General features: G+C 38.7%; 13 protein-coding genes and 1 other RNA gene. 12 read left to right on the top strand and 2 right to left on the bottom strand.

Annotated elements, in window-relative coordinates:
- Positions 1 to 951, bottom strand: a complete 951-nt coding sequence (locus FKZ59_RS08085; RefSeq protein WP_141602253.1) for a bile acid:sodium symporter family protein — start codon at positions 949 to 951, stop codon at positions 1 to 3.
- Between the two features lie 237 nt (positions 952 to 1,188).
- On the opposite strand from FKZ59_RS08085, the gene secG reads away from it, so the two are divergent.
- The 5 genes from secG (at position 1,189) to ssrA (ending at position 5,724) form a co-directional block, all read left to right on the top strand.
- The gene (gene secG, locus FKZ59_RS08080) at positions 1,189 to 1,416 is read left to right on the top strand and encodes a preprotein translocase subunit SecG (protein WP_141602252.1); all 228 of its coding nucleotides are present in this window, start codon (positions 1,189 to 1,191) and stop codon (positions 1,414 to 1,416) included.
- A 124-nt stretch (positions 1,417 to 1,540) separates the two neighbouring features.
- Positions 1,541 to 2,287, top strand: coding sequence for an alpha/beta hydrolase (locus tag FKZ59_RS08075; RefSeq protein ID WP_141602251.1), 747 nt, complete (start codon positions 1,541 to 1,543; stop codon positions 2,285 to 2,287).
- Between the two features lie 27 nt (positions 2,288 to 2,314).
- Positions 2,315 to 4,609, top strand: coding sequence for a ribonuclease R (gene rnr, locus FKZ59_RS08070; RefSeq protein ID WP_141602250.1), 2,295 nt, complete (start codon positions 2,315 to 2,317; stop codon positions 4,607 to 4,609).
- A gap of 123 nt (positions 4,610 to 4,732) precedes the next feature.
- The gene (gene smpB, locus FKZ59_RS08065) at positions 4,733 to 5,194 is read left to right on the top strand and encodes an SsrA-binding protein SmpB (protein ID WP_141602249.1); all 462 of its coding nucleotides are present in this window, start codon (positions 4,733 to 4,735) and stop codon (positions 5,192 to 5,194) included.
- Between the two features lie 173 nt (positions 5,195 to 5,367).
- Positions 5,368 to 5,724, top strand: a transfer-messenger RNA (tmRNA) gene (ssrA, locus tag FKZ59_RS08060).
- A gap of 266 nt (positions 5,725 to 5,990) precedes the next feature.
- Here ssrA and FKZ59_RS08055 read toward each other — a convergent pair.
- A complete protein-coding gene (locus FKZ59_RS08055; protein WP_181733234.1) occupies positions 5,991 to 6,407 on the bottom strand; it encodes a gamma-glutamylcyclotransferase family protein in 417 nt (138 codons plus the stop codon).
- A gap of 199 nt (positions 6,408 to 6,606) precedes the next feature.
- On the opposite strand from FKZ59_RS08055, the gene trhA reads away from it, so the two are divergent.
- The 7 genes from trhA to FKZ59_RS14735 all read left to right on the top strand — a co-directional run bounded on the left by trhA (position 6,607) and on the right by FKZ59_RS14735 (position 11,879).
- Positions 6,607 to 7,248, top strand: a complete 642-nt coding sequence (gene trhA / locus FKZ59_RS08050) for a PAQR family membrane homeostasis protein TrhA (protein WP_141602247.1) — start codon at positions 6,607 to 6,609, stop codon at positions 7,246 to 7,248.
- A gap of 623 nt (positions 7,249 to 7,871) precedes the next feature.
- Positions 7,872 to 8,423 carry an accessory gene regulator ArgB-like protein gene (locus FKZ59_RS15200; RefSeq protein ID WP_181733233.1) on the top strand — a complete coding sequence of 184 codons (552 nt, stop codon included), beginning with the start codon at positions 7,872 to 7,874 and terminating at the stop codon, positions 8,421 to 8,423.
- Entirely contained in the window at positions 8,404 to 8,562 is a 159-nt protein-coding gene (locus FKZ59_RS14740) for a hypothetical protein (RefSeq protein WP_181733232.1), read from the top strand. Before FKZ59_RS15200 ends, FKZ59_RS14740 begins: the two co-directional genes overlap by 20 nt.
- Before the next feature lie 208 nt (positions 8,563 to 8,770).
- Positions 8,771 to 10,060: a sensor histidine kinase gene (locus FKZ59_RS08040; RefSeq protein WP_141602246.1), complete on the top strand. Its 1,290-nt coding sequence runs from the start codon at positions 8,771 to 8,773 to the stop codon at positions 10,058 to 10,060.
- A 279-nt stretch (positions 10,061 to 10,339) separates the two neighbouring features.
- The gene (locus FKZ59_RS08035; RefSeq protein WP_141602245.1) at positions 10,340 to 10,813 is read left to right on the top strand and encodes a hypothetical protein; all 474 of its coding nucleotides are present in this window, start codon (positions 10,340 to 10,342) and stop codon (positions 10,811 to 10,813) included.
- Between the two features lie 34 nt (positions 10,814 to 10,847).
- On the top strand, positions 10,848 to 11,534 hold the full coding sequence (locus FKZ59_RS08030; RefSeq protein ID WP_141602244.1) for a hypothetical protein: 687 nt from the start codon (positions 10,848 to 10,850) through the stop codon (positions 11,532 to 11,534).
- A gap of 198 nt (positions 11,535 to 11,732) precedes the next feature.
- Positions 11,733 to 11,879: a hypothetical protein gene (locus tag FKZ59_RS14735; protein WP_181733231.1), complete on the top strand. Its 147-nt coding sequence runs from the start codon at positions 11,733 to 11,735 to the stop codon at positions 11,877 to 11,879.
- Positions 11,880 to 12,292: the final 413 nt, after the last annotated feature.

Below are 12,292 nucleotides of genomic sequence, written 5' to 3'. Positions count from 1 at the left end.
TTAATGCCCTTTTGAGTCTTCTTTTACGCCGGATTTTTTGGCCCAATACGTTGCAAGGATTGGTCCGGAAATATTATGCCAGAAGCTGAAGATGGCGCTTGGCACGGCAGAGATCGGATCAAAATGGGTTGCCGCCAAACTTGCGCCCAATCCGGAATTTTGCATGCCGACTTCGATGGCGACGGCCTTTTTGTCTTCGTAATCCATGCGGAACAATTTGGCCAGCAAATATCCAAGAGCATAGCCTAATCCATTATGCAAAATGACGATTGCCAGGATTAACAGACCGGATTCCAAAATTTTATCACGGCTGCCGCTCACGACTGCCGCTACGATCAATACGATGGCGATGACCGAAATCGTCGGCAGAATGTCGATGCTTTTTTCGACAACCGGCTTAAAAAACATTTGTGCAAGAATGCCCAGAATGATTGGGATCAGAACCACTTTTACGACTGACATAAACATGGCCATAAAAGATACCGGCAGCCATTCGCTTGCCAGAAAGTAGATTAATGCCGGCGTGATGATCGGCGCGAGCAATGTCGTACATGAAGTGATTGTTACAGATAATGCCGTATTCCCTTTCGCCAAAAAGGTCATGACGTTGGAAGCCGTACCGCCCGGACAGCAGCCCACTAAAATGACGCCGACCGCAATTTCAGGAGGAAGTTGGAAAATCTTTGCCAACACAAAGGCAAGCAAAGGCATGATGGTAAACTGTCCAAAAATACCAATGATCACGCCTTTTGGATGCATCAAAACGTATTTAAAGTCTTCCAATTTTAATGTCATCCCCATGCCAAACATGACGATTCCAAGCAACGTCGTAATCCAGGGAGAAATCCAAGCGAAATATTGCGGAATCCACATGGCCAAACCAGCAGCAAGCAGCACCCATAAAGCAAAGGTGTCTCCCGCAAACTTCCCTATCTTTTGGAAGGTATTCATATAATCCCTCTTTCCAGAATGAGATTAGTAAGTGAAATTCATTTTATGAGAATTGTAGGAAAAAATCAATAAAATTCCGAAATAAGGGAAATTTTCAAAATATCTTTTATCAAAAAAAATGTTTTCCTATTCGAGCGAAGAAAACATATTATTTATATTTCATTTTATTGACAATGATTGTAAATGGAATTGGAATTTGCTATACTTAAATAAGTTATGGTTCAGGAGGTGGGACTAGTGCATACGTTCTTGTTGGTATTATTGATTCTAGTTTCTCTTGCTTTGATCGCCGTGGTATTGTTGCAGTCTGGTAAAAGTGCCGGTTTGTCAGGTGCCATCTCTGGTGGAGCTGAACAACTATTTGGTAAAACTAAAGCTAGAGGAATCGATTTGGTTTTACATAGAATGACGATTGTTCTCGCAGCATTATTTTTCATCATTACATTGTTGATCATTAAATTTTAATGGATAAAATAGAAGTCTAACCAAGCATGGTTAGGCTTTTTCATTTATAATGAAGAGAGAAATTTTGCATATATGCGAAAATTTTGGAGCACGAGATTCACCATAAGAATAGTTGGAGGATATTATGAAGATTAAGGAACAACAACCTTTCTTTTTCCCTGCAGGAAAGCGAGCGGTCCTTTTGCTTCACGGATTTACCGGCAGTTCGTCGGATGTCCGGATGCTTGGACGCTTTCTTGAAAAAAAGGGGTATACAAGTTATGCGCCCCACTACCGCGGCCATGGTGTACCGCCGGAAGAGCTCGTCGAAACAGGCCCGAAAGAATGGTGGGAAGATGTCGTAGGAGCCTATGAAACATTAAAAGAAAAAGGATATGACCAAATTGCCGTCGCAGGGCTGTCGCTTGGCGGTGTTTTTTCATTGAAACTTGCCATGAACCTCCCTCTGAAAGGTGTCATCACCATGTGTTCCCCGATGACGATGAGAACGACGGACATGATGTTTGAAGGCGTCATCAAATATGCAAAAGATTATAAAAAATATGAAGGAAAAACGGAACAGCAAATCAATGAAGAAATTGAAGCGCTTCGCCAAAAGGGCATGCCGAGTTTGAAGGATTTGCAGGAATTTGTGCAAGATGTCCGGAACCATTTGGATTTGGTGTATGCGCCCATTTTGGTCATCCAATCGAGACATGACGAAATTATTGATCCGAAATCGGCTCATATTATTTATGAGAATGTGGAATCCTTGAATAAAAAACTGGTCTGGTTTGAAGAATCCGGTCATGTCATTACGCTGGGCAAAGAAAAACAAAAACTGCATGAAGTGATTTTCGAATTTCTTGAAAGCCTGGATTGGGAAGAATGAAGCGGTTTTTTCAAAGGAGGGAAAGTTATGGCACATACTGAATTGGAGCAAAGAATTTTAAACTTGATGAAGGAAGAAGATTATCGGCCGCTTAAAGTGGATGAGCTGGAAGAAGTGCTTGGAATCGAAACGGCGGATGAATTCAAGGAATTGGTGAAGACGCTCGTCCGTTTGGAAGACCAGGGATACATTGTGCGTTCCCGTTCGAACCGCTACGGCCTTCCTGAGCGTATGAATTTGCTGAGAGGGAAATTTGTCGGCCACTCAAGGGGTTACGGTTTTGTAGTCCCGGATGAGGAAGGATTGGATGATATTTTCATCCCTCCGACAGAAGTGAACGGAGCGTTGAACGGGGATACGGTTCTGGTCCGCGTGTTGAAAGAATCTTCCGGCGAAAAGCGCGAGGGCACAATCATCAAAGTGGTCGAGAGGGCGAAAACGACATTCGTCGGTACGTACCAGGCGAATCGCGGTTTTGGTTTTGTCGTGCCGGACGATAAAAGGCTGAATATGGATATTTTTGTTGCCAAGGAAGATTCGCTGGGCGCCGTAGACGGGCATAAAGTTGTGGTGGAAGTGACGAACTGGCCGAGCGAAATCAAGTCGGCAACGGGCGTAATCATTAAAATTTTGGGCCATAAAAATGATCCGGGCGTCGATATTTTATCGATCATTTACCAGCATGAAATCCCGAATGAATTTCCGGATGAGGTGTTGAAAGAAGCCGCCAAAGTTCCGGACCGAATTACGGAAGAAGATTTGGTGGGACGCAAGGATTTAAGAAACGAAACGATTGTCACGATCGACGGGGAAGACGCAAAAGACCTGGACGATGCCGTGACGGTAACGAAAAATGAAGACGGCACTTATAAATTGGGCGTTCACATTGCCGATGTCAGCTACTATGTGAAGGAAGGCTCTTTGCTCGACAAAGAAGCTTATAAGCGCGGAACAAGCGTTTACTTGGCCGACCGGGTCATCCCGATGATTCCTCACAGGTTATCAAACGGCATCTGCTCTCTAAATCCCCAAGTGGACCGATTAACGATTTCCTGTGAAATGATCATCGACAAAAACGGAAATGTGATTGAACACGAAATCTTTCCGAGCGTCATCCGGACGACGGAGCGGATGACTTATTCCAATGTCTATAAAATTTTGGAAGAGGAAGACGAGGAACTCATCGAACGTTATAAACCGCTCGTTCCAATGTTCAAAGAAATGAAGGAACTGGCCCTCATTTTGCGGAATAAACGGATGAAGCGCGGGGCAATCGATTTTGATTTCGATGAAGCGAAAGTGATTGTCAATGAAGAAGGATGGCCTATCGATATTCAGGTGCGGGACCGCACGATTGCGGAAAGAATCATTGAGGAATTCATGCTTTGCGCCAACGAGACGGTGGCCGAACATTTCCATTGGATGGAAGTGCCTTTCCTTTACCGCATCCACGAAGATCCGAAACCGGAAAAATTGCAGCGTTTCTTTGAATTCATTACAAACTTCGGTTTGATTGTGAAAGGTACGGGGAATTCCGTTCATCCGAAAGCATTGCAGGAAATCCTTGAATCCATCGAAGGGTTGCCGGAAGAGCCGGTCATTTCCACAATGCTCCTACGTTCGTTGCAGCAGGCGCGGTATTATCCTGAATCGATCGGCCACTTCGGTTTATCGACGGACTTTTATACGCACTTTACTTCGCCGATTCGCCGCTACCCGGACCTCATTGTCCATCGTTTGATTCGGACATATTTGTTTGAAGGGGATGTATCAAGACAAACCCTCTTCAAATGGGCGCAAGTGATGGAAGAAATCGCGGATCATACATCCGCATGCGAGCGTAGAGCGGTGGATGCGGAGCGGGATGTGGAAGCGTTAAAGAAAGCCCAATACATGTCCGATAAGATTGGGGAAGAATTTGTTGGTATCGTTTCCTCTGTGACAAATTTCGGCATTTTTGTGGAGCTCCCAAATACGATTGAAGGGCTCGTCCATATCACCAATTTGACGGATGATTATTATCACTTTGATGAACGGCAAATGATCATGGTGGGAGAACATACAGGGCGCATTTTCCGCATCGGGGATGAAGTGAAAGTCCGCGTTGCCAATGTCAACCTGGATGAGTCTTCAATTGACTTTGAAATTGTGGATATGGTAGAATCTTCCCACAAAATCCGCAGAGATGCCCCGAGAGTGATTCTTGCCGAACGGAAGCAAAAGAAACGGAACGATGAAGAAGAGCGCGGCCGAAAAGGGAAAAAGAAAAAAGAGAAATTTTACGAAGGCGTTGCGAAAAAAAAGAAAAAGAAACGAAAATAAACGGTTGATGAATCGACAAATAGCTGTCGAAGAATTATACTAGAGGCTGTTATGAAAATACTTTAAAATGGAATTAAAGTATTTCAGGCAGCCTTTCATTGTGTGTTTAGGGGGTGTTAAAATATGCCAAAAGGAACAGGGAAAGTCGTCGCGCAGAACAAGAAAGCGAACCACGATTATTTTATTGAAAAAACCTATGAAGCGGGCATGGTATTGAAAGGGACGGAAATCAAATCCATCCGGGCGGGACGCGTGCAATTGAAAGATTCCTTCGTATTGATCAAAAACGGGGAAGCGTGGATCCACAACATGCATATCAGCCCGTATGAACAGGGAAACCGCTTCAACCACGATCCGCTGAGGGTGCGGAAATTGCTTCTGCATAAAAAAGAAATCGCCGAACTGGCAGGAGCGGTAAAGAAGGAAGGTTATACGATCGTTCCGTTGAAAATCTATATTAAAGACGGTTATGCGAAATTGCTGATCGGTTTAGGAAAAGGTAAGAAGAAATATGATAAGCGCGCAGAAGAACGCAAGAAAGAAGCGCAACGCGAAATGGAACGGGCGATGAAATTAAAATATTGAGTTTTGCCTGCCGGATGATATCAAAAATATATTATAAAACAAAAAATATACAAAAATTATGTTTCTAACTCTTGCAAATATATTAGGATTCAAGTATAATGATAATCGAAAAGCCGGTTTGAACATTCTAAACGTACCGTAATTGCGATAAGCAATCCCTTTATTAATATCGAGGGGACGTTACGGATTCGACAGGAATGATTCAAGCTTAGGCTGCGCGTCGGAGGGCTCGTCTCCGTCATCAACGGCAGTTAAAAATAACTGGCAACAAACAATCTTACGCTTTAGCTGCTTAATTTGCTAAAGCACTCTAATCAGCCATCGCCCATGTGGCTGAATTAGGGTTCATCGCGAGTGGGCTACGGCGAGTGTCTTGCTTGGGGCACTGGCAAGAGATCTCACAAGCTAGCGTGCAGGACGCCTGTTTGTCGGCAGAATGCAACGCGAAACCCGAATAGACAAACTACACGCGTAGACGCTTAAGTGTTTGAAGTTTCTGGACGTGGGTTCGACTCCCACCGTCTCCATATTTTAATATCATTAGATTTCAAACAGTGTCAAAACCCTTGAATATCAAGGGTTTTTTTATTTTATCTATTTCATTCAATGTCATTTAATTTCATTATATGGTATTTAAAATGGCATTTAATAAAGTGTTATTCTTCATCATTTTCATCAATATAAGCAACGAATTTTTAGGCTACCATTTTTCGACAAATTTGATATTGGCAAAAATATCCGGGCTGAAAAACCCTTGTCCGTCTTTTTCCATTTGAACAAATTCGTCCCGGATGCGTCATTTTTTCTCCGTCCAGGTTTTCCAGTTGCCTTCAGGAATCCGCTCACCTAATCCTTCATGTTTTGGATTGTACATATATACATGGGCTTGAATGGTTTCGCCGGTTTCCAAAACGACTTCTCTGATTTCACGATTATAAAGGTTATCGCTTTTTGGCGCGTTTTCGTCGTAATCTTCCAACAGGTCCATCGCTTGTAAAGCCTTTCGAAAATGGCTCTCCTTAATTGTGAGGACTTCCCCATACACTTTGGAATTTCCCTCAATCATGCAAGGATATTCCCCGCTGATATGCGAATATAATTCCACGTTATGAATCGTCGCTTTTTGAATGTTTTCAATGGAATCTTTGGGTATGACATGATGGTTTGAACATCCCGACATTAGCGTACCGTATACGAAGAAATTTCGGTTCATTTTTATCCCCCCGTTTTTCTTTGAATCAAGGACCGCTTTCATCAGGGTAAAGGTTGCCTTTATTTTAATATTTTTGAATATATATAAAAAGCAGAAATAAAATACATTGTTTATATGACATTCATCATACCATTTTCATTACATCTTCCCCTGTTTTAAAAGGATGTTATATTGCCATAATAAAACAGAGGTGAAGATGATGACACAAACTGTTGCGACGAATAGCGCTTATAGTAAAAAAGAGGAGTTCTGGAATGCATTAACCCATGGAATCGGTGCACTTTTAACCGTTCCGGCAATGATTTTATTAATTGATAAAGCGCAAACCAGCGGAACGAGAGTGGAACTTGTCAGTTATATCGTTTTTGGGGTTTCGATGTTTCTTCTTTATATGGCATCGACGCTTTATCATTCGGTTCCGAAACATAAAGTTTTTCTGAAAAAAATGGATCACAGCTCCATTTTCCTTTTAATCGCGGGAACCTATACGCCGGTAGCGTTGATTGCCATCGGAGGAACAGCGGGGTGGACGCTGGTTGGAATTGAATGGGGATTGGCCGTAATCGGGATTATTTTAAAACAATTTTTTGTATATCGTTTCAAGAGAACTTCCCTTCTCGTTTATATCGGGATGGGGTGGCTGATTATTTTCGTTTTTAAACCGGTCATCGCCTATTTGACCATTAAAGGTGTGCTGGTATTATTGGCCGGCGGATTAAGCTACACAATCGGCACGTATTTTTATAAAAATAAAAATATCCCGTATAACCATGCAATCTGGCATGTGTTTGTCATGGGCGGAAGCCTGTTCATGTTTTTGGCGATTTATTATTTTTTATAAATGCCGCTTTATACAAAAAATGTTAATTGTAAAAAAATGCCGATTAGTTTAAAAATTTAATTAGGCCGTCACGGAAAGCGATCATTTCCGGACGGCCTTGTTTTATTTATCAATGCAATGATTATTTTTTTCTTAATAAATAATCTCCGACAGGGAGAAGAATAAAAATAAATGCGATCGTAGCAATGATCAACGCCTGGATAATGCCAACGCCAATTTGATCAAACATTTTTAATCCTCCTTTCGATATCAACACTTATGTTACCTTAAATAATATCAATTTTCCAATTATTTTAATTGAAAGGAAAACATTTGTCGGAAATTCGTATGTTCCATTTTATTATGCGAAGAAGCATGGAAGAAATTCAGGGAAAATAGATGTAGAGGAATGTAGAGGGTGAACAAATAAACTAAAAAAATATACAAAAATGCAATATTTTTAACAAGAAAAAAGTAGAAAAAAGTAGAAATATTAGGATTAATTCTATTATTTACCATTACTGATGAGTAATGTAAAATAAAAGTCAAAGGAGGTGGAAAAATCGCGAGAGATGAATGTGAATACCCAGTCGTACGAAGGAGGAGTATGAAAGATTTCTAAAATTGAAAATGCAGTTTTTCGTTTGTTAGACCAGGATCATTTTTCTGATTTGGAAAGAGAAAAATTGAGGTTTGGAATCCAAATCATTCTTGCCGAGTCGTATAAGATCATTTTGGTTTATTCTTTGGCTTTTCTATTGGATTGTATTATACCGACGCTGCTGGCTCATTTGACGTTCTTTCTGTTGAGGCAAGTTTGTTTGGGATATCATTTCGACAATTTATGGGTGTGCCTTTGTATTAGTATCATCACATTTCCGATCGCGATTAAATATATAGCTCTCAATTATAACTCCATATCCACCACCTACCTATATATCATTTTCGCTATTATTCTGATTCTTATTTACACCCTTTCACCCAAAGGCACGGAAAAACAGCCTGTCATTAATCAGGAACATAAAAAATATTTGCGCAAGAAAATGACCTTGCGCGTCCTGTTAATAGTCGGAATATTTTGTATAATGCCGTTTGGAATGAAAGTTTTTATCGCCTATGGGGCGTTTGTAGAATCCATTATGCTAATAGCACAATCAATGAAGGGGGAATTTTATTATGAAATGGATCACTGTTAAAAATCTATTGGCGAAAGTTGCTGCGTTTGCTATTACGTTTGGAGGCATTGCCGCAATCAAAGGTTGCACAGCTTTATTCCATGAGAATAAAGTACCTGCCGCTCTCTTGGAAAACAATCGTTTTAGCTCAAAAAAATAATGCGGATAAAAATTTATTGCAAAAATGTTCCGGCTATGTGAGATAGTCGGAACATTTTTCGTATGAGACATAAGCCCCTATAACTTTTTACATATTAATTGTATTATTGAATTAAAAAGAAAATGCATCAAATTTGAATATGTAACCGTCATGATGAATAATTGTAATTAAAACAAATCCATATATTTTACTAACTTGGGAGACAAATATGAAGCTGTTATTTGTAACGATTGATTTAATTTTGATTTATTGGGCAGTGATGTTTACTGCCGGCATTAAGTGGAACGTGAAAAACGTTTTATCTTTTGTTTTATTCGTATTTTGCCCGACCAGTTTGATTTTTTTATGGGATGGCCAATGGCAGGGAATTGTTTTTTTTATTCTTAGTTCTCTGGTTTACTTCTATTTAATCGGAAAAGAGTTTATTATTCTGATTCACTTTTGTTTTTTCATCATAATCGGGATCTTGTTAGACAACCTAACCCAGTATATCATGGAGCCGTTTCCATTTGATTTTTTGCCAGGAATCCTTGAACAATATTGCGTTTTCATTATTTTGTATAATCTAAGCATCATGATATACCGGTATTTTTATAAAAAAGTCGTCACCCTGGTCCCTGAAATGAAAAGCGTTTACATATTCATTCTCTTTGTGCTGATTGTCACAATGGTCACCTTTTACATCAACATTTACTTGATGAATTATTTTTCAATTAATAAATTGCTCGTATTTAACATCGTGATTCAAATCACTTACTTTGCCATCATGCTTTTCATACTCTCGCTGACCATTTTCAACATCAAGAAGCAGCATTATATTAATCAAATTGAATTCGAAAACGCTCAGTTCGCCGAATATATGAAATCACTCGAAGTAATCAATAATGACATGCAAAAGTTCCGCCACGATTATATGAATATATTGATAACGATGCAAGGTTACATAGAAACGGATGATTTTGAAGGGTTGAAAACATATTTCAAAAAACATATCTTTTCGGCGGAAGCGGACACATTGAAAAGAAATCAGCTGTTGGCCACCTTGACAAAGTTGAAAATCACGGGGATCAAAGGGCTGATTTTAACGAAGATTTTGCAGGCGGAAAAAGAAAATATCGAAGTCCAAATCGAGATTCCCGATGAAATTGATGAAATCCATATGAATATGATCGATTTGGCAAGAATTCTGGGAATCTTTTTGGATAACGCGATCGAAGCGAACTCGAATGTCAATACGGATGAGGAAAAATGCATCGATATAGCATTTTATAAAACGAACAATAATTCTGTGATGATTATCATTGAAAATACTTTTTTTGATCGATTGGAAGATGTCGAAGAAATTTTTGAAGAAGGCTTCTCCACAAAAGGGGAAAACCGCGGAAAAGGGCTCAGCAATGTGAGAAGCATTATTAAAAATTATCCGAATGTATATTTAAACACTTCAATTAATGGGAATTTATTTACACATGTTTTGGAAATTCAAAATAATGAATAATGTTGTGATGGTTACATAACGAATTTGATGCAGGTTGAAAAAACAAAATGCCTGTTTTCCCCTTCAGCAGGGCCATCTGTCCGGATTTATAGATCCGGATGGATGGCCTTAATCATTTTAACGGGAATTATGACGGGAAAATGCATTTTCATTCCAATTTTTCATCAGATTTGCAACATTTTCAAAAAATAGTTTCAGTTTCATTTCCAATATGAAACCATTATTAAAAACATAACGTAGAAAGTGTTAAAAGCATTTGCAGGAAGAGGGTTTCTGGTAATGAATTCAAATTTAGTCATGTACTATAGTTTGTTAATCATAGGTGCTTTGTTACTTTTAGGAACGTTGGGACTATTGATAAATTTGTTTATAACCAAAAAAGATAAAGGGTTTAAGTTGTTTTTTATTATTTTTTTAGGGTTCGTGGGCTCAATATTTTTTTTCGGAAGTCTTCCAACACTAAAATATGTCCTTGCAAAAGACTATGAAGTGATAGAAGGGAAATGTGTGCTCGAAGTGGATTCAAGGGATAGAGGTGGTTACCATTACAACATAAAAATGCTTGATACGGATGAAGAATTTTCCTTTGCTTCTGATATGGAAGTCGCTTTTGATGAACCTTCTAAAATCAAAGAATACGGGGTTGAAAACACCTTTTATTGTGAAGTGACGGTTACTAAAGATCACGAACTAAAACTATATCATAAAATATATGATCTTAATACTGGGAAGTTAATCGTTTCGGGTGAGTAGAATCTTCCCGAAGAACAGTTATGGAGAAGCAGTAGTGGATAAAGATTCATTATATAAGGTGATGTTGATGGAGAAAGAGAAAAGACTGATTAAAAATTTTAAAGTTATTATAACAGGGATATTTTTTTTAGGAATTATTTTGTTTTTTAGCGCCATGCCAGAGTGGAATACAATTCTTTTTGTTATCAATTTAGTTGTTGCAGCTTTTTTCGTTGCTTGGCTTTTTTTCGTTCAGAAATCAAACAGCAATATTAATAAGTATGCTTTTGCACTGCTTTATGCACTGGTCTTTCTCATATCATTTATATTTCCGCAATTTTTAATTAAACTCTTATTAAAAATTGGGACACGGCTATGGTTATTGCTGGTGGCAGGTTGGTTCATTGCATTTATTGTTGGCTTGGCCCATTTTTTTAGAGAAAGCAAAATCGGAAAAAAATTGTACAAAAATCCGTTTAAAAATAGAAAAGGCTTAATATTTGAATTTTTTCCTTTAACTGTAGCCATGATTATTGCTGTTATCATTATTTCCGTTTTGATAATTTATGGATTAATTTCTCTAAATGAACTTACAAATGACAGAATTAAATTTATAATTGAAGGTTTATTATTATACATTTGGTCAATCATCCTAATAGGGTTTTCCCCTTTGATGTTGATTTTTTATAAGAATGAATCGAAAAAGGATAATCTTGATATTAGAAATTATCCACGTGGGTGAGAAAAACTTATTGTGACAGAATCATTATCGATCACTTGTAAAGTACCAACCAAAAATTTCCGTAAAAAAATGAAATGTATATCATGCATAATAAATGAAAATGTTTTAGTGATATATTTAAAGAGACCAAATTAAAATTCCATTTTATCCACCCTCCATGTTAATGCAAAGGAAATTAGCGATGAAACGAATGAATATTTGCGAGACAAACATTATGCCTATCATGATTGGATTATTGACGAGCTGGAAGCGTTCGAAAAAGAGTTGGAGTCCATAAATGACCAAAACTACGCGGATGCAGTAGAACAATTGGAGAAAAAGTATCTTTCCAATGTCAAAGAATAGGGCATGAATCCGTTCAAAAAATGAGGCTGCCGGAAAACCCGGCGGCCTTAATGTATTATACGGAATCTATGGGTATTAGGAAAATAAGGAATTTTCATTTTAGTTTTTCAATAGGCAATTTTTATTCTCCCAGCCCCTTTACAAGAACATTTGTTCGTGTTATTTTATTGGTAATAAACGTAGAGGGGTGCATTTCCAATGGAACTGAAGCGTTTGAATTACTGTTGGCGGGATGGTTCTGAAAAGGAATTGCAAAAAGGGAATGAAATCCATTTTTTGGGGAAGCTGTAAATTATCACTTTATTTCCGCACAAAAAAGACTCTTTTTTGCACATTCCTTCGGAATATCCCTCTCCCCCTTTCCGAAAGAATGTGCTAAATTTTTTGTGAATTATTTCGGAATGGGACATGGG

It is taken from the genome of Ureibacillus terrenus (genome assembly GCF_006569205.1).
Classification (GTDB): domain Bacteria; phylum Bacillota; class Bacilli; order Bacillales_A; family Planococcaceae; genus Ureibacillus; species Ureibacillus terrenus.
The sequence above is the reverse complement of the archived record's forward strand: the minus strand, read 5'-3'. Positions and strand labels throughout refer to the sequence as shown.

Coding starts and splice junctions, on each gene's coding strand:
- FKZ59_RS08085 (WP_141602253.1), bottom strand. CDS start 951: ATGAATACCTTCCAAAAGATAGGGAAGTTTGCGGGAGACACCTTTGCT.
- FKZ59_RS08075 (WP_141602251.1), top strand. CDS start 1,541: ATGAAGATTAAGGAACAACAACCTTTCTTTTTCCCTGCAGGAAAGCGA.
- rnr (WP_141602250.1), top strand. CDS start 2,315: ATGGCACATACTGAATTGGAGCAAAGAATTTTAAACTTGATGAAGGAA.
- smpB (WP_141602249.1), top strand. CDS start 4,733: ATGCCAAAAGGAACAGGGAAAGTCGTCGCGCAGAACAAGAAAGCGAAC.
- FKZ59_RS08055 (WP_181733234.1), bottom strand. CDS start 6,407: ATGAACCGAAATTTCTTCGTATACGGTACGCTAATGTCGGGATGTTCA.
- trhA (WP_141602247.1), top strand. CDS start 6,607: ATGACACAAACTGTTGCGACGAATAGCGCTTATAGTAAAAAAGAGGAG.
- FKZ59_RS14740 (WP_181733232.1), top strand. CDS start 8,404: ATGAAATGGATCACTGTTAAAAATCTATTGGCGAAAGTTGCTGCGTTT.
- FKZ59_RS08040 (WP_141602246.1), top strand. CDS start 8,771: ATGAAGCTGTTATTTGTAACGATTGATTTAATTTTGATTTATTGGGCA.
- FKZ59_RS08035 (WP_141602245.1), top strand. CDS start 10,340: ATGAATTCAAATTTAGTCATGTACTATAGTTTGTTAATCATAGGTGCT.